Source organism: Afipia massiliensis (assembly GCF_001006325.2).
GTDB lineage: Bacteria > Pseudomonadota > Alphaproteobacteria > Rhizobiales > Xanthobacteraceae > Afipia > Afipia massiliensis_A.
Genome location: NZ_LBIA02000001.1, coordinates 264,586 through 288,829, shown reverse-complemented (window position 1 = coordinate 288,829; position 24,244 = coordinate 264,586). Strand labels below are relative to the sequence as shown.

General features: G+C 58.5%; 19 protein-coding genes and 2 pseudogenes. 15 read left to right on the top strand and 6 right to left on the bottom strand.

Annotated features, from left to right (window positions below; translation table 11 throughout):
• Positions 1-2: 2 nt before the first annotated feature.
• The 3 genes and pseudogenes from YH63_RS01255 to YH63_RS01245 form a co-directional block, all read right to left on the bottom strand.
• Positions 3-1,064 carry a ketopantoate reductase family protein gene (locus tag YH63_RS01255; protein ID WP_046829174.1) on the bottom strand — a complete coding sequence of 354 codons (1,062 nt, stop codon included), beginning with the start codon at positions 1,062-1,064 and terminating at the stop codon, positions 3-5.
• A gap of 339 nt (positions 1,065-1,403) precedes the next feature.
• Positions 1,404-1,772 (bottom strand): response regulator transcription factor, encoded by a 369-nt coding sequence (locus YH63_RS01250; protein WP_046829848.1) that lies wholly within the window; start codon positions 1,770-1,772, stop codon positions 1,404-1,406.
• A gap of 109 nt (positions 1,773-1,881) precedes the next feature.
• Positions 1,882-2,262 (bottom strand): annotated as a pseudogene (locus tag YH63_RS01245) (LuxR C-terminal-related transcriptional regulator); the annotation flags it as partial.
• Between the two features lie 108 nt (positions 2,263-2,370).
• Here YH63_RS01245 and YH63_RS01240 point away from each other — a divergent pair.
• A pseudogene (locus YH63_RS01240) lies at positions 2,371-3,054 on the top strand (NapC/NirT family cytochrome c).
• Between the two features lie 83 nt (positions 3,055-3,137).
• Here the strand turns inward: YH63_RS01240 and YH63_RS01235 are convergent.
• Both YH63_RS01235 and YH63_RS01230 read right to left on the bottom strand, forming a co-directional pair.
• The gene (locus tag YH63_RS01235; RefSeq protein WP_046829175.1) at positions 3,138-3,914 is read right to left on the bottom strand and encodes an SDR family oxidoreductase; all 777 of its coding nucleotides are present in this window, start codon (positions 3,912-3,914) and stop codon (positions 3,138-3,140) included.
• 11 nt (positions 3,915-3,925) lie between these two features.
• Positions 3,926-4,627: a GntR family transcriptional regulator gene (locus YH63_RS01230; protein WP_046829176.1), complete on the bottom strand. Its 702-nt coding sequence runs from the start codon at positions 4,625-4,627 to the stop codon at positions 3,926-3,928.
• A 179-nt stretch (positions 4,628-4,806) separates the two neighbouring features.
• Here YH63_RS01230 and YH63_RS01225 point away from each other — a divergent pair, with 179 nt between their 5' ends.
• From YH63_RS01225 to YH63_RS01205, 5 genes are all read left to right on the top strand, one after another.
• Positions 4,807-6,063, top strand: a complete 1,257-nt coding sequence (locus YH63_RS01225) for an ABC transporter substrate-binding protein (protein WP_046829177.1) — start codon at positions 4,807-4,809, stop codon at positions 6,061-6,063.
• A gap of 107 nt (positions 6,064-6,170) precedes the next feature.
• Positions 6,171-7,049, top strand: coding sequence for a branched-chain amino acid ABC transporter permease (locus tag YH63_RS01220; protein ID WP_046829850.1), 879 nt, complete (start codon positions 6,171-6,173; stop codon positions 7,047-7,049).
• An 11-nt stretch (positions 7,050-7,060) separates the two neighbouring features.
• Positions 7,061-9,580 (top strand): branched-chain amino acid ABC transporter ATP-binding protein/permease, encoded by a 2,520-nt coding sequence (locus YH63_RS01215; RefSeq protein ID WP_046829178.1) that lies wholly within the window; start codon positions 7,061-7,063, stop codon positions 9,578-9,580.
• A gap of 16 nt (positions 9,581-9,596) precedes the next feature.
• Positions 9,597-10,538, top strand: coding sequence for a 3-hydroxyacyl-CoA dehydrogenase (locus tag YH63_RS01210; protein WP_046829179.1), 942 nt, complete (start codon positions 9,597-9,599; stop codon positions 10,536-10,538).
• Positions 10,539-10,573: 35 nt separating this feature from the next.
• A complete protein-coding gene (locus YH63_RS01205) occupies positions 10,574-11,497 on the top strand; it encodes a 3-keto-5-aminohexanoate cleavage protein (RefSeq protein ID WP_046829180.1) in 924 nt (307 codons plus the stop codon).
• A gap of 43 nt (positions 11,498-11,540) precedes the next feature.
• Here the strand turns inward: YH63_RS01205 and YH63_RS01200 are convergent, their stop codons facing one another.
• A complete protein-coding gene (locus YH63_RS01200) occupies positions 11,541-12,632 on the bottom strand; it encodes a helix-turn-helix transcriptional regulator (protein WP_046829181.1) in 1,092 nt (363 codons plus the stop codon).
• Between the two features lie 166 nt (positions 12,633-12,798).
• Here YH63_RS01200 and YH63_RS01195 point away from each other — a divergent pair, with 166 nt between their 5' ends.
• The 9 genes from YH63_RS01195 to YH63_RS01150 all read left to right on the top strand — a co-directional run bounded on the left by YH63_RS01195 (position 12,799) and on the right by YH63_RS01150 (position 24,228).
• A complete protein-coding gene (locus tag YH63_RS01195; protein ID WP_046829182.1) occupies positions 12,799-15,003 on the top strand; it encodes a TonB-dependent receptor in 2,205 nt (734 codons plus the stop codon).
• Positions 15,004-15,140: 137 nt separating this feature from the next.
• Positions 15,141-15,386, top strand: coding sequence for a hypothetical protein (locus YH63_RS01190; RefSeq protein ID WP_246657988.1), 246 nt, complete (start codon positions 15,141-15,143; stop codon positions 15,384-15,386).
• A complete protein-coding gene (locus YH63_RS01185; protein WP_046829184.1) occupies positions 15,386-16,630 on the top strand; it encodes an MFS transporter in 1,245 nt (414 codons plus the stop codon). Before YH63_RS01190 ends, YH63_RS01185 begins: the two co-directional genes overlap by 1 nt.
• 294 nt (positions 16,631-16,924) lie before the next feature.
• Positions 16,925-17,446, top strand: a complete 522-nt coding sequence (locus tag YH63_RS01180) for a calcium-binding protein (RefSeq protein WP_246657987.1) — start codon at positions 16,925-16,927, stop codon at positions 17,444-17,446.
• Positions 17,394-17,975 (top strand): hypothetical protein, encoded by a 582-nt coding sequence (locus YH63_RS21760; protein ID WP_046829185.1) that lies wholly within the window; start codon positions 17,394-17,396, stop codon positions 17,973-17,975. Before YH63_RS01180 ends, YH63_RS21760 begins: the two co-directional genes overlap by 53 nt.
• 45 nt (positions 17,976-18,020) lie before the next feature.
• Entirely contained in the window at positions 18,021-19,217 is a 1,197-nt protein-coding gene (locus YH63_RS01165; protein WP_137325085.1) for a helix-turn-helix transcriptional regulator, read from the top strand.
• A 48-nt stretch (positions 19,218-19,265) separates the two neighbouring features.
• On the top strand, positions 19,266-20,297 hold the full coding sequence (locus YH63_RS01160; RefSeq protein WP_246657986.1) for a M23 family metallopeptidase: 1,032 nt from the start codon (positions 19,266-19,268) through the stop codon (positions 20,295-20,297).
• A gap of 434 nt (positions 20,298-20,731) precedes the next feature.
• On the top strand, positions 20,732-22,177 hold the full coding sequence (locus YH63_RS01155; protein WP_046829188.1) for a cytochrome P450: 1,446 nt from the start codon (positions 20,732-20,734) through the stop codon (positions 22,175-22,177).
• On the top strand, positions 22,174-24,228 hold the full coding sequence (locus YH63_RS01150; protein WP_046829189.1) for a hypothetical protein: 2,055 nt from the start codon (positions 22,174-22,176) through the stop codon (positions 24,226-24,228). The genes YH63_RS01155 and YH63_RS01150 overlap by 4 nt, the downstream gene beginning before the upstream one ends.
• Positions 24,229-24,244: the final 16 nt, after the last annotated feature.

Sequence of the window (24,244 nt, the reverse complement as noted above, 5' to 3'; positions counted from 1 at the left end):
GTTTATGCGCTCGATCCACCCACCACGATCTTCTCGCTGAGTTTTTGATCAACGACTTGGACCGTGCGGTCGATTTCAGCATTGGGCATGCCCAGCTGATGCGAAATCAGCTTCACCAGCAGATCGACCCGCTCAATGAACGGCGCACCGCTGGCCACCGCGCGTGCCGCCGACGACGGCTTGAGAAGGCTTTCCGCCGCTTTGGCGTATTTCTCGAAAGGTACCTGATCTGCGGGATCCGCACCGAGCTTTCGGGCAACCGCATCGACATGGTTGTAGATCGACTTCGAGAGGTTCAAGTCACCGTGCACTGCCTCGCGGATTGGCTGAGGGTCGCCCGGCGTGATGCAGCGGTAATTCCCGGTCAGCAGCATCGACCATTTCGCCAGCGGGACGAACAGCGAATCGAACACTTTGAGCTTCACGGGGACGTCCCGGCCGTCCAGCCTCACTGCGTCGATGTCCGCTTCCAGCTCGCGCAGCAACTTGTTGTGAGCTTCATCTTCAAACGTCGCGGCCTTGAAGTTTGTCGGCAGGCCCACGTGCAGGACATTCGCCGCTTCTTCCGGCGGACGGAAGGCCTGAGGATCAGGCGAGCAAAGCGTCACCAGTCCCGGCTTGAACCGTTCCCATACCTGCGCATTGGTATAGGCCTCTTCGAGGTCCATGCCCGCCAGTCCCTGAATCCGCTTGAGATAGGGCAGGGGCGGCATGTTCATGATCGAAAGACAAGGCAGATTCGCCGCGGCGATCTTGATCATCAGAACGCGGATCGTGTGGTTGGTGTATTGCGGCTCCTGCATGGCAAGAGCAACCAGATCATAACGGGAAAGGTCGACCTTGTCGGGCGAGGTCGCGTCCAGCTTCCCGGGCAGATCGCGTGAAAAGATTGAGCGGTGCGCCGGCTCATCACGCAACTTGATGCGAACCTCGGTACCCTCGCGGTTGATGAGCTCTGCAGTCTTCGTCCGGCAAACCAGGGTCACGTTGTGACCGGCCATCAGCAGCTTTGTCGCCAGCAGTGAGCCATACGAGGCTCCAAGAATCAGAATATTGCGCGCCATGCTCTCTCGTCCAAAATTTATGCCTTAACGCCACAACCGAAGCCGGGCGGGGAAGGTCCGCTACATCAGAAATCCTGCCTGGGCAAAGGAACGGCGAGGCCAGACCCTTAAACATCACAGGGGAAAAACCCTTCGGGGAAGGGGCGCCAGTGTCTAGCGCAAGTTGGTATACATAACAATCGTATACCAGCCCTCATTTTCACCCTCTCGGCGGGCCATTGTGCACGGTGCCTTCAATGCAAATTACCGAGTAATTCCTGTACTTTCACCCGGCGGAGATCGGAGTCTGGAGGTTTGCGCCGTCCGGCGCGATTGCAGACGGCGCGCTATTTATGCGAGCTATTTGAACGCGGCGCTGATCCGTTGAAACAGCATCCCGGTGAGGAAAGGCTTCTCGACGATCGGCACATTGGCCACTGCGGCGTGGCGGCGGAGCGCGGGTGTCGGGTGCGTCGTCACGAGGATCGCCGGTAGCATGATCGCGCGTTCACGGAGGACGTCGATCAGCTTGAGACCTTGAATGTCGGGTAGACGTTGATCGATGATCACGCATCCGCTTTCCGGGAAGTCGGCCTCGGCGAGCAACGCGAACCCGCTGGCGTAAGCGCGAACGTCGTAACCCTCGATGCCAAGACTGAATTCCAGGGAATTGCGCAGTGCCGCATCGTCGTCCACGACAAGGATCGTCTTCGGCGCGGCGATGTCCATCTGTCCCATGTGGCGACCGGTCAACTGCGCCGCGTTTGGTCCGGCGATCAATTCATACGCCACATCCGCGCGGGAGCTGTCTTGATCTGTGTCAAGATTTCGATCGGGATCAGTCCGAGCCGGCCAATCCTGCGGTGATCGCCATGCGGACCAGTTCGGACAGGCTTTCCGCCTGCATCTTGGTCATGACATTCGCTCGATAGATCTCCACCGTACGCGGGCTGATTGAGAGATTCGCGGCAATGATCTTGTTGGAATGCCCCGCAATCAGACCATTGAGCACGTCTCGCTCTCGGCTCGACAGCGAGGTGATGCGCTTGTCAAGATCTGCGCGATCCGCGCTCGCCTTCTCGGCTTGTTTGGAACGGTTGAGCGCGAGCCGGACGGCGGTGACCATCGCTTCATCGTCGAATGGCTTTTCCAGGAAATCGAACGCACCCAGCTTCATCGCCTCGACGGCGAGGGGGACATCGCCGTGCCCGGTGATGACAATGACGGGCATCGGAACATTGAGGTCCTTGATGCGGCGCAGGGCCGCTTGTGCCGAATACGTTCCAGGACATGCTTCTGGTCCGCGACCCCAAGCAGTGAGAGCGACATGGCGAGATTGAAAGCTCTGCTGCTGTGGTTCTGGAGGATCGCGAGCCGGCCGAGCACCTACTTCAGTCTTGGCTTCCTGACGCTTGGCGGCTTCCTGTGCGGGGTTCAACACCGCGCTTGAAATCACCAACACGGAAAAGCTCTGTACGTCCTGTCACGAAATGCACGACAACGTCAGGAGTTTCAGCGGACCATCCATTTCACGAACAGATCCGGGGTCCGCGCGACATGTCCTGACTGTCACGTGCCTCACGACTGGACCGACAAAATCGCGCGCAAGATGCAGGCCTCAAAAGAGGTCTGGGGCAAGATCTTCGGTACGATCTCGACCCGGCAGAAGTTTCTCGACATGCGCCTCGAACTCGCCAAGCACGAATGGGCGCGGCTCAAGGCTAACGACTCACTCGAATGCCGGAATTGTCATTCCACCATTGCCATGGATTTCACCAAGCAGACGCGGCGAGCCGCGGAGATTCATGCGCGGTATCTGGTTTCTGGGGAGCGGACCTGCATTGATTGCCACAAGGGCATCGCGCATGAATTGCCGGACATGGCGGGGATAGAGCCGGGCTGGACCGCACCTTCGGAACTCCGGGACAGGCAGAGCTCCATCGAGCAGCAGCGGCAATCGTTGCAGCATTTTCTTGCGTCGACGAACTCAGGTGCATCGGTTGCAGATTGAGGGTGCCCAGCCGAGATGCGTCACAGTCTGACTGCCGAGATATCTCGTGGAAGCGCGATGACGTTCTCGGCGAGATCTATCGCCTAGCCGAGCATTTGCGTGTCGCCGCAGATCGAGATTGCCTGGCCCGAAATGGTCCGGCCCTTCGGGCTGCACATGAAAACGATCTGGTCGGCAATCTCCTGCGGCGTGACATAGTCCTTGATCGATGTGTAGGAGAAGGCGGTTTTCTCCATTTCCGCGAACGAGATGCCGCGTTGCTGCGCCTTTGCTTCCAGCACGCGCCGCTGCCTGTCGCCGGCGACAAGGCCGGGCAGGATTGCATTGACGCGGATGTTGTCCGGGCCCAGTTCGATGGACAGCGATTTCGAAAATCCGATAACGCCCCATTTGGCCGCCGCATAGGGCGTCCGCATGGCAAAGCCGAGGCGACCGGCCGCTGAAGAAATATTGACGATGGATGCATTTTTGCTTTCACGCAGAAATGGCACAGCCAGCCGGGCGCAATTGAACTGTCCGGTCAGGCAGATCTGAAGGCAGCGATCCCAGTCTTCGGGATTCATCTCGTCCACCTTCGCAGTCGGTCCGGCAACGCCGGCATTGTTGACCAGCACATCGAGGCCGCCGAGGACGGTTGTGGTTTCCGCGAACAGCGCCTTCACCGAGTCCCGATCCGCAACGTCGCACACGGTTTGCGTCAGCGCCGGATCGCTTGTTTTCAGCGCTGCGAGTGCCTCGGTATCCACGTCGCAGATGTGAACCTTTGCGCCTTCTCCTGCAAAGGCTCGCGCGATGGCGAGGCCAATCCCGTTAGCGCCCGCCGTCACCAACACGCGGAGTCCCTTGATGTCGAGGTTCATGAAATCTCCGGTTATGGTTCAGCAAGACCGCCGCGCGACAGAATGACTTCTGCCGCGTTGCTGATATCCGCAGCAACTCCTTCGCGCGCGCCGGCTTCGTCGCCTGCCTTGATGGCAGCGAGCACCCTGGCGTGGAAGCGTACCGCATCGCCCTTCGCCAGCCGCTCGGGATTGGCGCGCAGGTCGAGATTGATGACCGGCCCGGCTTTGAGCCAAAGCGCGCGGATGATGTCCACCAGGGTGGCCGAGTGCGCCGCCTCATACACCGCGAAGTGAAACGATTTATTGAGTTCGACCGCGCGGGGTAGGTTCGGCTTGGCGGCGCGGCTCTCAGAGCGCATTGCAGCCTCCGCGCGTGCAATCGCCTTGAGGTCGTCGTCGTTACGATTTCCGGCGGCGAGAGCCGCCACGTGGCCTTCGATTGCGATGCGTGCCTGTGTCAGATCGCGAAACTGTGCTGCGGTCATCAATCGCACGCGGACCGCACGGTTGGGGGTGACTTCGAGCGCGCCGTCTGCGACCAACCGGGAGACGGCTTCGCGCACCGGCATGATAGAGACACCGAGCACCTCAGCCGCCTGACGAAGCGAGATTTTCTCGCCGGGCGCCATCCGGCCGGAAATCAGCAAATCTGAAAGTTGCGCATAGGCACGTCCGCCCAACGTCTGCCGATCGAGCGGCTCAACCAGATCAAGCGCGGCGGGGCGGTTCATGACCGTTGATCCTGCGGGATATACAAAAAGCGAAACAAGGGACTCGACAACGCTGTTTTCCTTTGTCAGTCTAAATGTGATCACAGATCACGGCAAGCGATATAAGCGCCCCAACAAACGCGCAACGCCCAGCCGGAAATAAGCGCCGCGAAACGCGGCCGTCACAGGGAGGATGGCTTATGTCGACCAAGGACAAATTCACGCGACGTACGTTGCTGAAGACCGCCGGCGGCCTCGCGCTGGTGTCTGGAATTTCTGCGCCGTCGATCCTGCGGGCGCAATCCGCCGATGTCATTCGCATTGGTCACCTGACGCCGCGCACCGGGTTTCTCGGCCCGCTCGGCGAATACGCCGTGATGGCGGCCGATCTCGCGGTCGAGGAAATCAACGCGGCGGGTGGCATGATGGGCCGCAAGGTCGAGCTGCTGAAGGAAGACTCGGTCAATCCACAGACCGCCTCCACCAAGGCCGAGCGCATGATCGAGCGCGACAAGGTCGCCTGCATCATCGGCGAGATTTCGTCGGCGTCGTGCCTCACCATTGCGCAGGTAGCGTCGCGCAACAAGACGCTGTTCATCAACACTGGCGGCAATTCCGATGCGCTGCGCGGCAAGGACTGCCAGCGCTACATGTTCCACGTCGAATCGCAAAACTCGATGTACGTGAAGACGGTCGGTCGCTCGTTCCTTCAGGAGGGGCTGGTCAAGGGCAAGAAGTGGTACTCGCTGACAGCGGATTATGCGTTTGGGCACGACCTGCTGCGGGTCGCCAAGCGATTCATGGAAGGCAATGGCGGCCAGTTCGCTGGCGATGACCTCGTGCCGACTGACGCTACGGACTTCTCGGCGTACCTGCTCAAAATACGTGACTCCAAGCCCGACCTCGTCGTGATCAATCTCGCCGGAAACCAGATCACGAATTTCCTCAAGCAGTATGCCGAGTTCGGCCTGACCTATCCGGTCGGCGGCTTCGGTTTCGATACCGCGCTGGCGTGGGCGGCGGGTAAAGGCAATTTCGTCGGTACATGGCCTGTGGTCTGGCATCACCTCATCGACACGCCCGGTTCCAAGGCTTTCGTCGGAGCCTTCACCAAGAAGTACAACAAGCCGCCGGAGAACCAGGCGTGGGGCGACTACGTCGCCACCAAGATCGTGGCGCAGGCCATCAACGAGCTGAAGTCGGCGGAATCGCCGAAGATCATCGCGCATTTCGAGAAGGGCGCGAAGTTCGATCTCCTGAAGACGCGGCCGGGTTATTTCCGCGCCTCGGATCATCAGTTGATGCACGAGATGTATGCGGTGAAGGCGCTGCCGGCGGCTCAGGTCAAAAACCAGTGGGATATCTTCTCGTCGAGCGGTCCCGTGCCCGGTCCGAACGAAGATCTCGAAATCATCGCGGCTACCAAAGAAGAGAACAGTTGTACGTTCCCGTCTTGAAGCCAACTTGATGCGCTCCTCCGGGTGATCCCGGAGGACGCACTCTTCACCCTTCCTTGTTTTCCGGCACGCGCGATGCGTGGTCCATCGATTGCGGGGCGACGACAATGTCCGGCATATTGCTCGCGCAGCAGATTCTCAACGGACTGCTCGACGGCGTTTACTATCTGCTGATCGCGCTCGGTCTCTCGTTGATCTTCTCGCTCGGCGGCATCGTCAATCTTGCGCACGGCGCATTCTTCGCGATTGGCGCCTATCTGACGCTAGTGATCTCGCCTTACCTCGGATTCGGCGGCGCGCTGGTGCTGTCGCCGGTGGCGGTCGCGCTGCTTGGCGTGGTGATCGAGCGGCTGCTGTTCCGGCGATTCTATCGGTCTGATCCCATTCTCTCGCTGCTTCTGACATTTGGGCTCGCGATGGTCGCAGAGCAGGCGCTGCGCATGATCTTCGGCGCGCCGCCGCTGTCCTATTCGATTCCGCAGGAGTTGCGCGGGCAGGTCGTGGTCGGCACCTTCATCTATTCGTTCTACCGCGTCGTGTTGCTCGGCATCGCTACCGCCTGCGTCGCTGGGCTGTGGGTGCTGTTGCGGATGACCGCGTTCGGCCGCGTCGTGCGCGCAGGCGTGCAGAACCCGGACATGGTGGGCGCGCTCGGAATCTCCTTGCAGCCCTATATGTCGGCAGTCGCGGCGCTCGGTATTGGCCTTGCGGGGCTGGCTGGCGTGCTGCTCGCGCCGATCTATGCGGTTCATCCGGCGATGGGCAACGAAATCATCACGCCGGCCTTCGTCGTGGTGGTGATCGGCGGACTCGGATCTTTCTGGGGCGTCGTTGTCGCGGCATTGTTGGTTGGACTGGTGAAAGGCGTGATGGTCGGCATCGGCTACTCCGCGGCGTCCACAGCCGCGATCTACCTCCTCATGCTTCTGGTGCTTGTGTTCAGGCCGCGCGGCCTGTTCGGCGAACGCATCACCCGCTTCGAGTGAGGTGATCCGTCATGTTCCGACGCATTCCTGTTCAATTGGTCATCGCGGCCATCGGTCTTCTTGTGCTGCCGCCGGTGCTGATCGCGCTCGGCCTGACGATGACGTCGGCGACGGAAGTCGTGGTGTTCGGCATCGCGTGCATGGGGCTGAACATTCTGGTCGGCCACACTGGGCTGGTGTCGTTCGGCCACGGCGCATGGTTCGGGCTGGCGGCCTACGCGGCGGGCCTGCTTCAGCGCGATGTAATGCCTGGATCGTTCTTCGGTCCGGCGATCGGGGCCATTCTCATTATCGTCGTGGTCGCGGTGCCGTTCGGATTTCTCATCCTGCGGCGGCGTGGGGTGTATTTCTCGCTGCTGACGTTGGCGCTGGCGGCGATGCTGTATTCGGTGGCATTCCGCTGGACCGACGTGACTGGCGGCGAGAATGGCCTCGGCGGCATCGTGCGGCCCGCGATCCTCGGTCTCGATCTGGATTCATCGACCACCTATTATTGGTTCGTCGCGGCGATCGCTTTTGCGGTGCTGGTGCTGCTGTGGCGCTTTCATAATTCGACCGTCGGCACCGTGCTGGTGGCCATCCGCGAAAACGAACAGCGCGCGCGCTTTCTCGGCTATCCGACCAACCGCTACAAGCTCGCAGCGTTCACGCTGTCAGCAGCGCTGACCGGACTGGCCGGCATCCTCCTGCTTTACAAAAATCGGATGACATCAGCCGATCCGATTTCGGTTGCCTTCTCCGGCGAGTTGCTGGCGATGGTCGTGATAGGCGGCATGCGCAGCTTCCTCGGCCCCGCGCTGGGTGCACTGTTCTTTATTCTGTTTCGCGAATTTCTTGGCATCTACACCGAAAACTGGCTGCTCTGGCTTGGCTTGGTCTTCGTCGGTTTCATCGTTTTCTCACCCACGGGCCTGATTGGCGTGGGCGAGAAACTCCTTGCGCCGTTCCGCAAGAAAGTGACCGAGGATGCAGCGATGTCGGCGCGCAAGGTCGAGGCGTTGCCGTTGCCGGAGTTCCTGCGACCAAAAGGCGTCGTGGAAGGTCCAGTGCTGGCCGCTCGCGACATGGTGAAGAGCTTCGGCGGCATCAAGGCGGTGCAAGGAATCAATATCTCTGTCGCTGACCGGACGCTGCATGCCTTGATTGGCCCGAATGGCGCTGGGAAGACCACGGCGTTCAATCTCCTGTCCGGCATGTTCCCGCCGGATGAAGGCGAAGCGACCTTGATGGGTAAGCCTATCGCCGGCCATACGCCCGAAGAGATTGCCGAAGCGGGCATCGGTCGCTCGTTTCAGATCACTAATCTTTTTCCGGAATTAAGTGTCGGCGAGAACGTCCGCCTCGCGGTGCAGGCGCGGCATCCACGCCGGTTTGATCCATTCACCAATGCGTTGTCGATCGACGCCATCAATCGCGAAACCGACGAGGTCATACGCTATCTCGGCCTCGCGGGAATCGAGAAGGCCGAAGCAGGTGCGCTGTCGTACGGTGGTCAGCGATTGCTCGATATGGGCGTCGCGCTGGCCACCGCACCTCGCGTGCTTCTGCTCGATGAACCGCTCGCGGGACTTGCCGCTGCCGAGCGCGAGCGTATCGGCGCAATCATCAAGCGCATCTCGTCGGATCTGCCTGTACTGCTGGTCGAGCACGACATCGATCGGGTCTTTGCTCTTGCCGATCATGTGACCGTGATGAATGAAGGGCGCGTGCTGCTCGACGGAAGCGTCGAGGATGCGCGCAGCAGCAAGAAGGTGCAGGAAATTTATATCGGATCTGGCGCAGCAGCCGTCGCTGCAAAGCCGCGAGAAACCTCGGCGAAGGCCAGCGCTTTGCTCACTGTCGATGGAGTTGATACGTTCTACGGCAAGAGTCACATTCTCAATGGCGTGAACTTCACGCTGCATAACAATGAGATCATCGCACTGCTTGGCCGCAACGGAGCAGGAAAATCGACTTTGCTAAAGACGCTGGTCGGTATCGCGCCAGCCTCGAAGGGCTCGATCCGTCTGACCGATGCTGAACTGGTCGGACGTGCGTCCGCAGAGTGTGCGCGTCTCGGCATCGGTTATGTGCCGCAGGGGCGGGGGCTGTTCGCCGGCATGAGCGTGGAGCACAATCTCGAGCTCGGCGGACTAAAGCGGCAAACCGGCAACGGCGTGCACTGGACTCGCGAACGGGTGTACGAGTACTTCCCGCGTATTCGCGAGCGGCTGGACAGTCCGGCGGACTATCTGTCCGGCGGTGAACAGCAGATGGTTGCCGTGGCGCGTGCGCTGTCGGGTGACGTGCGAGTGTTGCTGCTTGATGAGCCATTCGAAGGTCTTGCACCCGCCGTCGTCGAGCAATTGTTCGAGGCGTTCGATCGCTTGCGCAAGGAAGTCGCGATTATCATCGTCGATCACCATCTCGATCTCGCGCTGGCTCTGTCGGATACGACCGTAGCGCTGGAGCGAGGGCGCATCATTCACGAAGGTCCATCGAAGGCGTTGCGCGACGATCTCGATCTGCGGCGCAAGGTACTGTGGCTGTAGAGACGGAAGAACAAGTATGCCTAATAGCAAAAGAAACGTCGCGATCGTCGGAGTTGGTCTGATCGGGCGAGCCTGGGCGGCGATCTTCGCTCGCGCCGGCTGGAACGTACGGCTCACCGATTCACACGCGCCGACGCTGAGCGCGGCACCCGGCTTGATCCGCAAGGAACTGAGGGCGCTAAACCGCCACGGCCTTGCCGACGATCCCGAAGGCGCGATGGCACGGATTTCGGTGGCGTCGGATCTTGCCGATGCCCTGAAGGGCGCGGAGTTCGTCCAGGAAAATGGTCCCGAGAAAATCGAGGAAAAAATCGCGCTGTTTGCAGAGCTCGATCGCCTTGCTGCCCCGGATGCTTTGCTGGCATCGTCGACTTCCGCGATTGTCGCCTCGCGCTTCACGGAAAATCTGAAGGGCCGTGCCAGATGCCTCGTCGGCCATCCGGTCAATCCGCCGCATCTTGTGCCGCTGGTCGAGCTTTGCGGTGCGCCGTGGACGTCGCCTGAGGCCGTATCGCGTGCGCGCGAGATTTACCGCGCCATTGGACAGGTGCCGGTCACCGTCAACAAGGAGATCAACGGCTTCGTCCTCAATCGGCTGCAAGGCGCGCTTCTGGCTGAAGCCTTTCGGTTGGTGGGCGAGGGTTATATGTCGGCAGAGGATCTAGACCACACCGTCAAAAATGGCCTTGGATTGCGGTGGTCGTTTCTTGGTCCGTTCGAAACCATCGAGCTGAACGCGCCCGGCGGTATCCCGGATTATTGCGCGCGCTATACAGGCTTCTATAAGGAGTTGGCAGCGGAAGCAGCCGGACCCGAGGTCTATACCAGCCCAAACGTCGACCGCGTTATTGCGGCATGGCCGCATCAACCGACGACGGATCGTGTTGCAAAGTTGACAGCCCGCCGTAATGAACGGCTCGCGGCCCTGGTCGCGCACAAGGCCAAACAGACCGACTGATTTCATCAGCGATTGCAGAAGAAAGAGACAAGAAAATGAGCCGAAAAGTCATCATCACCTGCGCCGTGACCGGCGCGATTCACACGCCTTCGATGTCAAAGGCGCTTCCGGTGACACCGCAGGAAATCGCCGACGCGGCCATCGGCGCCGCTGAGGCGGGTGCGGCCATCGTCCATCTTCATGCGCGTAATCCTAAAACCGGTCAGCCTGATCAAAGCCCGGAAGCGTTCGCGCCGTTTCTCAAGGTCATCAAGCAGCGCTCCAATGCCGTGGTCAATCTAACGACGGGCGGCTCGCCGACGATGACGGTGGATGAGCGGGTCCGGCCGGCTGAGTTCTACAAGCCGGAGGTCGCGTCGCTGAACATGGGTTCGATGAACTTCGCATTCTTCGGCATGCTCAACCGCTTCAAGACCTTTGAACATGAGTGGGAGCGCAAGCACGTCGAGAACAAGGACATCGTTTTTCGCAATACGTTCCAGGATATCGAGTATGTGCTGAGCAAGCTGTCCGGAAGCGGGACGCGCTTCGAGTTCGAGTGCTACGACACCGCGCACCTCTATAACCTGAAGTATTTCCTCGATCAGGGATTGGTGAAGGCTCCGTTGTTCGTGCAGACCGTATTCGGATTGCAGGGTGGTACAGGGGCGCATCCGGAAGACGTGCTTCACATGAAGCGGACCGCTGACCGGCTGTTCGGTGATCAGTACGTTTGGTCGGTGCTGGGTGCAGGACGTAACCAGTTGCCGATCGCGGCGATGGCCGCGGCGATGGGGGGCAACATTCGCGTCGGACTCGAGGATTCGCTGTGGGCTGCGCCGGGTCGTATGGCGGAGTCTAACGCCGAACAGGTTCGTCTCGCTCGCAAGATCATCGAAGGGCTCGGACTCGAAGTCGCCTCGCCTGACGAAGCCCGTGAAATCCTTCATCTCAAGGGTGGCGATACACTTCAGGTTTGACGAATTGAGCCATAGTTCGATGCCTGGGCGCCGCAGGCCCCAGTTAGTCCGTGGCGTCGCTCGCATTGACCAACGCGATGCTTCGCGCCCGGGTTTCCCGGGGTGTTATCCCGAACCGCTTCTTGAAGGTGCGATTGAAGTACGACAGGTCACCGAAACCCAGATCAAAGGCGATGGTGCTGATCGGCCGCGGAGCGGCAGCGGAATTGAGCAGGAGTTGGCGGGCTCGCTCAAGTCGGCGTTCAAGTACATAATCCGAGAACGTCCGGCCCTCTGCTTCAAACAGCTTCTGAAGATGCCTGACAGTAACGCTCCGCGCTGTTGCGAAGCCGGTCAGCGACAGATCTTTTTCGGCGAGTCGTACCTCGATATCCGCCTTGATGGCGATCAGACTGGGCTGCGTCCTGTTAAGCCCGGTTCGTGGAAGATCTGGCGTGAGCCTGGCGATATCGATCATCGCTGAAACAAGACTACGCATGTAATCTGTTGCGAGCGATGCGAGAGCAGCTGAATCCATCGGCAGCAGCCCTCGCATAAGCGCCGCTGCATAATGACCAAGGACGATCAATGCTCCGTTATCCTGGTTGATGCGCTCCATCCTGTTGATGTTCACGATCCTCTGCGGGTCGGCTGCTTCCGACAAAATGAAGCAGTCAAAGCGGCTCACGCCGGTTGCGATGAATGTCGTTTCCTCGGTTGCGTCGAGGATAATCGCTTCGCGCTGGAAGCATGTCATTCGCCGGTCCTGTTGCTCGGCAACGAGGATTCCGTCCGACGGCCGGATCACGACTATTTTTCGGGTCTTGCTTTGCGGCATGACTGAACGTGCCGCAGGTTCGAAGCAAGACATCAGTCCGAGGTCCGGCGTCATCCGCAGGATCGCTTTTGATTTGAACGGTGCAGATTGGAACGATCCGAGAGAGCCGCGCAGAGCGCTTTTCGAAGGAAGGTGCTGCTCCAGCCGCGTGCGTTGCGCCTCGTCGATGTCGTCAGCAACCATCCAGACAGGATGAAGTGAAGGGTCCGGTGCGAGATCTGCATCTGACTCGGACCGGAGTTGTCGCTGCTTTACCACATCGTCAGGATCAAGGTGAATTCGTTCGCTCCAGTCTGTGTATTTGAAATGCGAGTCCAAGAAAGCGGATCAAGCAATCGCGTACCGAAAGAATAGACGGGCCGTGAGAGAGTAAAAAGAAGCAAAGCGTCATTAACAAATACAATGGTTCTAAATTGGGGATCGTTGGCGCGCTGGTTCAAGCTTCTCATGACCCGCTAAACTCGATCGAACAATGCGAGCCAAAATGCGTATCCGTTACCCGATCCTGGTTGCTGCCGTGACCGCAATGTCTTCCCAGGCGCACTCCCAGCAATCTCAGAACACCTCCCGGCTGGACGAGATCACCGTCACAGCAGCGCGCGCGGAGAGGTCCATTTCCGATATTCCGCAGTCTGTTCAAATCGTGGGTCAGCAGCAGATCGAGGACCAGTTGAAGCAGAGCGGCAGCGCCTCGGCCGCACTCGCGAAACTGCTTCCTGGCTTTTCTTCCTCCACTCAAACCATCTCGGGCGCATCTGAAACCTATCGCGGCCGCGACCTTCTCGTGCTGCTTGACGGCGTGCCGCTTAATACCCCGCTGCGGGATGTGTCCCGTATCCTTGCCTTGATCGACCTGAACTCGGTCGAGCGGATCGAGATGGTTGCAGGCGCTTCTAGTCTCTATGGGGCGGGCGCCACAGGCGGCACTGTCAACTTCATCACCAAGAAGGCTCAGGCCGGCCCGCCCCGGGTCACGGTGAACACGGCCCTGCGCGCCTTCACGGCTAATGTTGGCAGCTCGCTGGCCCCGGAAATGTCGGCAACGGTGAGTGGCAAGAACACCGACGGAATCGATTATGTGTTCGTTGGCACCGGCCGGGGCGCACAGAAGACCTATGATGGTTATGGTCGCGAACTGTCGTCGGACGGAATGCTGGGCCAGGGTGGCGGCGACCGTTTCATCAGCGGCAACTTCCTCGCCAAGATAGGCAAGGATTTCGACAACGGGAAGCGGTTTGAGGTCTCGGCGACCTCCATCTATCTCGACCAGCGTCCGCAGTATCTGACCAACTACTCGGGCGCCTATGCACGGCCGGATTTCACCAAACCTTATACGGGTGAGAGCGTGCTCGAGGATACGCGCTCGTTCTCGGCGCGTTACAATGATGCCAATTTTGCGCTGGGCAATGTCAACGTCGTCGGCTTCTATAACAACATCAAGAAGCGCTTCAATTATTCGGCGTTCTCTTTCCCCTATAACAATCCCGTTTATTATTCCGGCAATCCAGCCAGCCCAACCAGCCCGTTCAACCAGACCACGCTGTTTTCGGATCGCGGCGGCGTGAACCTGTCGATAGATACGCCGCTCGACCGGATCTGGAGCGGCGCGAAGCTCACATGGGGCAGTGACGTTATATATGAGAAGACGACGCAGGAGCTGACGAACGGTCAGGACGTGTTCACGCCTCTTACGCAGACGACAACGGCCGGATTTGCGCTGTTGCAGGTGCCGGTTACTGACAGACTGACCGTGCGCGGCGGCGTCCGCTACGAGCATTTCGATCTGAAGGTGGATAATTTCGTCCGGCCGGCGGCTTATGCGGCGCTGTCACCGGTCTTTGCGTTCGTGCTGCCGCCACTCAATGTCATAGGCGGTCAGTATGAATACGCATCGCCGACGTACAATGCCGGTGCGACGTTCAAGCTCAACGATCGTTCCGAGATCTTCGGTGGGTTCTCGCAGGGCTTCGCATTGCCAGATGTCGGTGCATATACGCGGCGTGCTGGCCTGAGCACAGCGTATGCCTGTCCGATCGTGAACCCGAACTGTACTCCGCCAGGAGGGAAGACGATCAGCTATACGTCGATTGCGCCCGAAGCGCAGGTCGTCAACAATTATGAACTGGGTATTCGGGGCGGGGATGAGCGCTTCAAGGGCAGCCTGACCGGATTTGTCAGCACCTCTGAGCAGGGGGTCACCTTCGATCCGTTGACGAACAAGATCTCTCAGCAGAAGGAGATGATCTACGGTGTCGAGTTTATCGGCGAAATGGCTGTCACTAACCAGCTGTCGTTCGGTACAGTCCTTGGGTATCGCGAAGGTCGCTATGACAGCGACAGAAACGGCTCCCTCGAGAGCTGGCTTCCCAACAACCGCATAGCAACGCCGTTCCGGGGCACGATCTTCACCGATTACCGTTTCGACAACGGCATCAAGGTCAGGCTGGAAGGTGAGGGGTACACCGGACGCCATGTTCCCATCAACACGGCCGGAACCATCTATCCAATCGGTGGAGGGATGACGATGAACGCGGCTATCAGCGGTCCCTGGCAGGGCGGAGAGCTCTACGCTGCCGTCAACAACCTGTTCGACACCCCGCTTGTCAATCCAACGGCAACGTCGGTACGCAATCTGAATGTTTACTCGTGGGGCCGGACCGCCACGGTTGGCTACCGGAGAACTTTCTGAGGTGATGGATCGACATGGTTAGCCTCGAAGTCGGACAGCTGCTTTTGACGTTACGCTTTCTGCCTCCCTACACGGAGGCAGATGAGCGTGACTATCTCACAGCGCTCTCCGGGATAGGAAATCGCGAGGATCCGTTCATGCTTCTCACACTGTTCGGAGGCGGGGGCAGGCTCTCGGCCGCTGGAGAACGCGAGCAGGCGCTCTGGTTCAAGGCCACGCGAAGTCGCCTCTCCGAGCGGTGTCTTGCCATCGCGATCGTCAGGCCGGACGCGACCAGAAAGATGGAGGAAACGTTTCAAAAGCTTTGGTCGATGCCGACCCGGGTCTTTCAGGATGAGCGCGCCGCCCGCGATTTTCTGTCCAGCTACGCGCCGGCTGCGTGATGTCGGGAATTTCTGCCACCGCTACGCCTGCGATCCATGGCCGAAAGCGACTCTTTTCCGTCCTCGCCGGTTTGTATCTTGCGCAGGCAATTCCTTCATACCTGTTTGCGGCTGCATTGCCGCCGATCATGCGCGAGGCTGGCGTCCCCAGAACCGCGATTGCCTATCTCAGTCTTTGGTTTCTGCCGCTGTTACTGAAGTTCTTCTGGGCGCCCTACGTCGATCGCGTTCGCCCATTCGCGCGGTCGCATCGAGCGGGGTGGGTGATTGTCACTCAGGCTGGCGTGATCATCAGCATTCTGTGCCTGATCCCGTTTGGCCCTACCAATGTCTGGGCCATTATAGGCGTGGGCATGCTCGGTTCGTTGCTGATCTCGACGCAAGACATCGCGACAGACGGCTACGCCGCAAAACATCTTGCACCGGAGGATCGCGCGGTCGGCAATGCCATCCAAGGCGGATCTGTCGCGTTCGGCGTGGTCATAGGTGGGACGCTAGGGCTTGTTCTCTATTCTCGCATCGGCTGGACCGGGATGCTCCTGACAATCGCGGCATTTTGCTTTATCCCGCTCGCCGCCGCATTTGCCATGCAGGAAAAAGGTCCAGCGCCTACGGGCGGACAGGCAGTTGATCGCCCGTCTTTGAAAGCTTTCTTTCGCCGGCGAGAGGTTCGCGATGTTCTGTGGGTCGCGCTGATCTACCGGATGAGCGAAGGCTTAGTAAAGGCTATGGAGGGCTCCTACCTCGTCGATGCGGGCGTGCCGCTTACCCAGATCGGTTACCTGTCCGGGATTGCTGCGACGACGGCGGGGCTGGCCGGCGCAGCCATCGCCGCTGTCCTGTTGCAGCGATTTGGCACCGGCTGGACGCTGGGACTTCTGGGTTTTCTTAGAACGGTTTGCTTTGCGTTGTTCGCCGCGCACGCCTTGGGCTTCATCACCGGGATCGTGCCGATTTTCGGAGCCGCGGGTTTCCAGACGTTGATTCGCTACATGGAAATCGTTGCGCTCTATAGTTTGTTTATGGCAACGGCGTCGAAAGAGCAGCCGGGCACGGACTTTACAATCCTCGCATGCGCCCAGCTCATCGTCTATTTTGCCGGATCGATGATTTCAGGAAAGATTGCGGATACTCTCGGATACGGGACGTTGTTCGGTCTGGCCACACTGCTTTCTTTTGTCGCCGTCGTCGCAACGATCAGGATACTGAATCGGAAGCGGTTGGAAGTTCGTCCGGATCAATAAGTATTTCACCGCTATTTCAGTATCCGCGGATTTTCGGCTCGGAGTACTCGGCCTAGTTTGCTTTGATAAAAATGTTTTCCCGCCATGGCGGTTTCCGATGCAACGATGAAGGCCGCGAAGTTCTGACCGGCTAGTCGTGCGAGCGCGTGAGATTCCTGGCCCTTGGCGTGCGGGTCAATTGCCGGACGATGCAACGGTATCTCCCTACACTTTTGTCACCAAATGGGGATTGCCGCAGCGCCTCCCAATAATCCACGTTGCCCCCGTCGAATTCCATCAAAAGGAATGGAATTCGTGTCCTCGAAATCCACGGCGTCCATAACGGGCCGGGAGCCGGCTTGCCTTGTGAACGTCAAAGCACAGGGAACAAACATCATGCTTATCAATGGAACGCCAGGCGACGATGTATTACCTGGCACAGCAATGGACGATGAGATCAACGGTCTGGCTGGCAATGACACGATAACCGCTTTGGCTGGCAATGACCTCGTCAATGGCGGGGCGGGCGATGACTCCATCGATGGCGGCACCGGCAACGATACGTTGAACGGCAATGCCGGCATCGACACGATTTTGGGCGGCGACGGCGACGATATCGTCAACGGCGGCGCGGGTGACGATAATCTGTCCGGCAATGCCGGCAACGACACGGTGCATGGCAACGCGGGCAATGACACGATCGATGGCGGAACAGGCGATGACCAACTTTTCGGCGACGCTGGCGACGACAACATCAGCGGCGGTGACGGTGCCGATACGCTGAATGGCGGTGCCGGTATCGATACACTGCGATACGCTTCGCGGTCGGCTGCTTAGCCGCTTCGCGGTCGGATTTGAGCGCTACGTCGCACCAATTGTTCTTGAAAGCACCATTGCAAATACGGCCAGACGCGGCGACGGCAGGACGCACGATCTCGTCAAGGTCCGCGAGTTGAGAAATTTTTTGTCGAGTGGAACCGTTGCAGCGCTGATCGACGCTCCGTTCCTTCCGATGTTCATTCTCATTCTTTTCTTTCTGCACCCGTGGTACGGCGTCATCGCCCTGATCGGAACGGGGATCCTGCTGGTGATGCGCGTTCACGCGCTCAATACCCGTCGCAGACCATTGCTCGATGGAAAGATCGTGACAGTGGCGGCCGATGCTTTGGTCGATCCAAAGACCGGTGTCGCGTCATACATGACGGAAGTTGAACTGGAACACAAAACAGAGACCGCTCCCTATCTGTCATCGTTGTTGCCCGGCATGCCCGTCGAGATATTCGTCGAGACGGGAGAAAGAACCTTTGCGGAGTATTTACTGCAGCCGATGAAACTGCGGATACATCGCGCGTTCAGGGAGAGTTAACGGCCGGCATGAAGCTGGCCGCGATCATTGCCGAGGGAGACGCAGGTGTACGAGAACAGCAAAGCACTGCCCTCCCGAGGGAGCCATTTTGACCGCGCCGAACGCGCGCAATCCCTTCATAATGTGGAACGTCTCTCGATACAGCTGCCGCCATGGCCCAATCGGGAAAAGGCTGCGCGTCGCGCGGTCATGGAGCAGTTCGGACGTGCCGTCACCGAATTGCTCGAGTGCAGCAATTGCTATGTCGCCACTATGTCTCGTGCCGACGCGGAACTGGATGAGGCCCGGATCGGGCGAGCAACGATTGATCCCTCGTGCGCAATGACAGTCGCGCGAATGGCGCGGAAGGGAGCGGATACGGATTGTACCGTTATCGAACCTGTCAATGCGCGCACCACCTTCGTGAGAAAACTGATTGGATCGGAGCCGGGGGCCAAGAGTCATTCGGTCATAGGGCGGTTTGCCTCCGGCGACGGAGTGACTGTCGTGTTTGTGGCGGGATGGCGACCGGCGCCGATTCTTCCGGCCGAGATTCCTTGCTTGGCGCGGGCAGTTCGCATGATGTGGGAAACTGCCTGTGCTCTTGCCTCGCCACCGCCTCGGCGCACTGATCTTCAAACATGGCTGGAAGAGTTGATCTATCCCGCCATCGTTGTGGATGAGTATCTGCGCGTGCATGAACTGAATCGGAGCGGACGAACTCTCCTGACGGAAGGCAAGCTTCTCATTGTAGAGCGCGGCACGCTCGCAGGTTTGACGGCCTGGGTGACTGAAAATCTGAAAGAGGCACTACGGGAGACGTTGATGTCCCATGACGGTCAGGGATGGCTGAACACAACGGTGGCTCTCTCCACTGACCGTCAGCAGTTTGCCTTTGCCAGGATCGGCGCAGTGCCCGCGCATTGCGACGCGGGGAAAGTCCTGGTCATCGTGCCGCAATTCGACGAAGTGTCGGGAGCTGAGCGGATCGCATCCGCGTTCAGCCTGAACTGGGCGGAGGAGAGAATTATAGCGCGCATTCTTCAAGGGCAGTGCCCGCGCATGATCGGAGCGGATCTTCGTCTGACGGAAGCGACAGTAAGGACTTATACTAAGCGGATCATGCTGAAGTTGGGAATCAATCGGCGTTCCGAGTTTTTCCTGCTCTATCATCTCACGTTGTCACCATTCGGCGCGGGGCGGCGCGAAAAGGCGGTGGGCCGAGGCATGTCGGCTCCTCGGCTGGGTGAGAGAACTCATTAGGGCAGTAACGTACGGTCCGGCTGTCGGACGGCATCAGGCATGCGATCAATGAGCAAGCCGTTAACACAAGCACAAAGTTTCGCGATGTGGTCGGTCTTCCGCAAGCTTTGCGCTGTTGGCGGCTCGATACTTGCGTTTATCTCCAGCGCGGTTGCGGAGAACCTCCAGTTGAAAATGCCTGTGGCCTGCGATCTGGGCCGCACCTGCAGTATCCAAAACTACGTTGATGTCGATTCCTCATCGCTGGCAAAGGATTACAAATGCGGGACGCTGACGTATGACGGCCACAACGGTACGGATTTTCGTCTGCGTTCATTGGATGCGCAGCGGGCTGGTGTGAATGTGTTGGCTTCCGCAAGCGGCCGCGTTCTCCGCGCCCGCGACGGTATCCCGGATGGTTCTTTTCTCAAATCGGCGCGTGAAGCGGTCCGCCACATCGAATGCGGCAATGGTGTCGTCATAGAGCATCCAGACCATTGGGAAACGCAATACTGCCACATGGCCAACGGCAGCCTGCAGGTGAAGCCCGGCGATCTCGTGCAGGCGGGGCAGCCGCTCGGACAAGTTGGCCTTTCGGGATTGACCGAGTATCCGCATCTCCATTTCACCGTCAGGCATCGGGGCAGGATTGCCGATCCATTCGCATACGACGCGCCGTCAGGCGCTTGTGATGGCGGTGAGTTTCTCTGGGACCCTTCACTTCGCGAGCAACTGGCGTATCAGAAGCGGGCGATCTTGAATGCCGGCTTCACAAACAGTCCGGTCACGATGGATCTCATCGAGGGCGGAGCCGCGGAAAAAGAACTGCCCACGATCGAAGCTCCAGCGATAGTTGCCTTTATCCGTACGATAGGTCTCAAGGCGGGCGACACACAATGGCTCGCGGTTACAAATCCCTCTGGGCACGTCATCGCTGAAAATCACGCAATTCCGCTCGACAAGAACAAGGCGCAGGTCATGCTGTTTGCAGGCAGAAAGCGTCCTGCGAACGGCTGGGATCAAGGCACCTACAAGGCGTCGTACGTCGTTAAGCACGATGGCGAGATCGTTTTGAAGAAGGATTTTGAACTCACGCTGTAGCTGCTTAACGGTCGTGTCGGGATTTTGACGAGCGAGAGCTCGACCATGTCGAGGAACGCTTCGGCACCCATAGTGCCTAACCCCCAGGTCGCCGTGTCATGCTATTCCTCATGCAGGACGCCGACTTCGTGCGACCATCCGATCCCACCGCTGCCCGCGTTGTACGCCGAAAGCGCCGGGTGTTGGCAGGAGCGAAGGGTTTTGCCCAAGCGTCGTGCATGCGGGCCAAGCTATTGTTGTAACTAATAATTTTGTAAGGCTCTTGGCCGTTTCCGCGCGTCGAGGCAGCCAATTGCCTGCTTTTGTCGGTGAGGTTGTAGGTGTGGCTGCTCGGTTCCGAAGATGGTATCATGCAGCTTGCCGCGCTGACCATTTGATTGCTGATCCGAATTTTTCTTCGCATACGCCGCCAAAGATAATTGCGGGATGTCGTCATGGGTACGAACGTTCCTGAATCAATGGTCGAAGGTCCGCGTTGGCGGGCAACTGACAGTGGTTCGCTGACGCGATTTGTCGAACGGATTTCGCTGGCCAGGCAGATGGCCGGCTACCGCTTCAGCTCATATATTTTTTCACACCTTTGGTTGCTTAAGATCGTCTTCACGGTGCTTCGTCGTGTGCGCCCCATCTCGATCTTTGGCAAGCTCGTGATCCTCACCAAAATGAATGACATTCGGGAAGTTCTCGGACGCTTCGATGATTTCACCCTCGGTGAGGTGATCGAACCAGGAATGCCATGGGGGCCATTCCTGATGACGGTAGACTGGAACGAGCAACACCAACGCGAGCGAGAGCTTCTCCAGAGTGTCGTCAAGCGAGACCTTGATCCGCTGACAATCAAGAAGGCTGTTGCCGAAGAATGCCGCGAGCGCATAGCCGCTGCCGATGGCAGGATCGACATGGTAGCGGAGCTTGCGGAGCCGGTTGTCGTTCGCATCGCCGCCGATTATTTCGGCGTTCCTCCGTTGCAGGGTGACAAACGGCGCATGGCGCGCGCGACGCGCTATCTTGCCGGTATCATCATGGTCAATCCACCGGTCGGCTCACAACCCTGGGTCGATTCGCGCGACGATATGATCAGCCTGACGCAGCTTCTGCTGGAAGAAATTTCAGTTGCGAAATCGTCTATCACCACTTCGCATCAAATCAACCTGCCAGACAATCTCCTGACGCGATTGACTGCGTTGCTTAACGTTGGCGATAAGCCGAATTGGTTCGATGAAGACTGGATTCGTCGATACCTGACCGGTCTGGTTGCGACCGGCTTGGCAACGGTTGTTCGCGGGACCGCTCACACGGTTGATCAACTCGTAGCGCGCCCAGAAGCCTTGCGAGAAGCGCAGAAGCTGGCCGTCGCGCTCGATCGCGCAGAAGCGCACGAACAAAGCCTAGGAAGCACGGCATCCGAAGGGGACCGGAAATCGGCGGCAGAGCGTGTAAGGCAATCGCGCGATGCGCTTGCACACTATATCTACGAGGCGCTGCGGTTTCGACCGATGCTTCCCTTGTTGGTGCGCGATGCTCCGCGCGAGGCAGTTATTGCAAATGGAACGAAGCGCGCGCGCGTCGTGCCGGAAGGAGCGCGCATTCTCGCTGGTCCGCTGGCCGCGATGTTCGATCCGGACGCCTTTCCGCGTCCGTGGCGTTTCGATCCGAAACGCCCGATCGAGAGTTATATTCACTTCGGCGATGGAGAGCGTCGTTGCTTTGGGAAATACGTTGCTGAGAACGCCCTCATGGAAATGGTGCGGGCGCTATTGCGCCTTCCTGATCTTGCGCGCGCATCCGGAAGCGACGGCCAAGTCCGTTACGAGGGCCCCGCACCCTGTTCATTTGTGCTCACGTTTAACACGCAAGCCGCTGGGACGCAGGAACGGTGAACCCGAACTACACGACTATCATTACGCCGCTCGCCCCCGGACTCGTGGAGGCCTGCCGGAAATACTTGCGTGATACCGCTGAACCCCGTCCAGCTGGCGATTTTCTGCAATGCCAGCCGCTGTTTCGGTTCGATAGAATCGCAAGTCTGCATTTTTGCAGCTTCGTCGTGCTCGAGGCGGACAACGAATTTTCTCCAAGTCTCGTGTTCGAAGCGACATTCGATGGTCCAGCCGAGGATTTTCTTGGTGAACTGCTCGATGTCGCATCAGAGGGCATGCATGAAGTGTACCGGCATTGTACCGATTATCCGTCCTCTGGACTTGCGGCTCCCCAGTTGATCAAGGAATACCTCATGCGCCACGACGTCGGCGCGAACACGCTCTTCTGCGGGAGTCCGGGGCGTTCGGTTGCTCAAGTGAAGGGCGAAAGCCTCGTCCGTAACAACATCGTGTCGTTCCTCTCAAGTAAATGGTCGTCAGGCGAAGCTATTCCTGCACGATCAGTGGGTTTCCTTGAAGCGGTGCGGCGTCATGTTATCCGCGGCCAGGATGACAATTGTTGGGCAGAGCAGCAGGCACCCACACCGTGGGAGGTGCGGCAGCGCTCATGGATTGTCTCGTCAGCAATCGTTGCAGCATTCGTCGTAGTTTGCGGCACGGGTATAATTGTCGGATCGCCGTTCGGTTTGGGGCCGTTTGTCCTGCATGATCATATTGTTCGAGCCTCCGAGCAGGTGACCCAGCTGGGCGCCAGCGTCGGAAGCTTTCTCACTTCCTGGTTTCCGTGGGTTTCAAATTACATCACGATTGAGCCAGCGATCCTGCACATTCTCATCGCATTGAGTTGCATCTGGTTGGTCGTTCGGATTATTGAACTCTTCCTCACCAGTTGGACAAAAAACCCTCACGACCAGCTTTTCATCAATCGTTTTCCATTGCAACTCGCGGTTATCTTCAGATACACGCTGATCATTTTTCTTGTCGGATCTGTTGTATTGGCTGTCACTCCAGGAATGATTGCGGCTCGATCCGCAGAATCTGTAGGAACGCAGTCGGGATTTTTGGCATCGTTCGTCGCGGCAGCTTCAATCACATGGCGACTGCTTCTTCTTGGCGTCGTTCTCTTGGTTCTGAACTATTGGGCGACGTCTCTGAAGCTCGCTGTTGAACTACGGCCATACGATGCCGTTCGCGAGAATGTGCGGCGTTTGCTGCTCGATCTCGACAGGTTCGCGATGGTCATCGCAGTAGCCGTGGGTGCGTTGCTCATTGCGCGCCATATTCCGCTTGGCTTCAGTCAACAGATTGCGACGATTGTGCGGTCCATCGTCTTCGCCGTCTTTGTAATCGTGGCATACGGCCTCATCGGAATTCTGGCATTTTACGCCATCGGTCTCGTCATCTTCGGGGTAATCAGAGTTCTCGAGATGAGAGACAAACGGCGTTTTTCCGATTCTTCCGAACTGATCGGGCATACCCAAGAAAACGCAAAGAAGTACACGCGTGAGGAAGGCGGCATCAACAGATATCAAAATCACCTCGCGAGTATCACGTCTGTGAAGCCAGGCTTTGTCCGGCGCTGGCTATTGCGCCTAGCACTGTTCGTCATCAACCTGCTTTCCCGTTTCTGGTTCAATCGCGGGGAACTCGGCGGGATACCTACAATCCTTTCCGCGCGCTGGGTTGTGATTGATGGAGGACGACGGCTGTTGTTTCTCGATAATTTTGGCGGCGCCTGGGAGAGCTATCTCAACGAGTTCATCGATCTGGCGGCAGTCAAAGGCCTGAACGCCATCTGGTCAAACACGTTTGTCAGCGCAGATGGCAAACGTTATGGCTTCCCTGCATCGAAATTCTTGTTCTGGAAGGGAGCACAGGCCGAACAACCTTTCAAAGCTTACGTGCGCCAGAGCCAGGTCGAAACGATCGTCTGGTATGGCGCATATCCGACGCTTAGTGTCATCAATATCAACGCCAATACCGCCTTGAGACAATCCCTGTTCAAGCCATTAAGCTATGGTGAAATCGACGCGATCTTTCGAAACCTCTGACTGTGGGTAAATTGCC

Bases quoted from the DNA above. Each gene is read 5' to 3' on its own strand.
- YH63_RS01255 (WP_046829174.1), bottom strand. From the start codon at position 1,064: ATGGCGCGCAATATTCTGATTCTTGGAGCCTCGTATGGCTCACTGCTG.
- YH63_RS01250 (WP_046829848.1), bottom strand. From the start codon at position 1,772: ATGGACATCGCCGCGCCGAAGACGATCCTTGTCGTGGACGACGATGCG.
- YH63_RS01235 (WP_046829175.1), bottom strand. From the start codon at position 3,914: ATGAACCTCGACATCAAGGGACTCCGCGTGTTGGTGACGGCGGGCGCT.
- YH63_RS01230 (WP_046829176.1), bottom strand. From the start codon at position 4,627: ATGAACCGCCCCGCCGCGCTTGATCTGGTTGAGCCGCTCGATCGGCAG.
- YH63_RS01225 (WP_046829177.1), top strand. From the start codon at position 4,807: ATGTCGACCAAGGACAAATTCACGCGACGTACGTTGCTGAAGACCGCC.
- YH63_RS01220 (WP_046829850.1), top strand. From the start codon at position 6,171: ATGTCCGGCATATTGCTCGCGCAGCAGATTCTCAACGGACTGCTCGAC.
- YH63_RS01215 (WP_046829178.1), top strand. From the start codon at position 7,061: ATGTTCCGACGCATTCCTGTTCAATTGGTCATCGCGGCCATCGGTCTT.
- YH63_RS01210 (WP_046829179.1), top strand. From the start codon at position 9,597: ATGCCTAATAGCAAAAGAAACGTCGCGATCGTCGGAGTTGGTCTGATC.
- YH63_RS01205 (WP_046829180.1), top strand. From the start codon at position 10,574: ATGAGCCGAAAAGTCATCATCACCTGCGCCGTGACCGGCGCGATTCAC.
- YH63_RS01195 (WP_046829182.1), top strand. From the start codon at position 12,799: ATGCGTATCCGTTACCCGATCCTGGTTGCTGCCGTGACCGCAATGTCT.
- YH63_RS01190 (WP_246657988.1), top strand. From the start codon at position 15,141: ATGCTTCTCACACTGTTCGGAGGCGGGGGCAGGCTCTCGGCCGCTGGA.
- YH63_RS01185 (WP_046829184.1), top strand. From the start codon at position 15,386: ATGTCGGGAATTTCTGCCACCGCTACGCCTGCGATCCATGGCCGAAAG.
- YH63_RS21760 (WP_046829185.1), top strand. From the start codon at position 17,394: ATGGCGGTGCCGGTATCGATACACTGCGATACGCTTCGCGGTCGGCTG.
- YH63_RS01160 (WP_246657986.1), top strand. From the start codon at position 19,266: ATGAGCAAGCCGTTAACACAAGCACAAAGTTTCGCGATGTGGTCGGTC.
- YH63_RS01155 (WP_046829188.1), top strand. From the start codon at position 20,732: ATGGGTACGAACGTTCCTGAATCAATGGTCGAAGGTCCGCGTTGGCGG.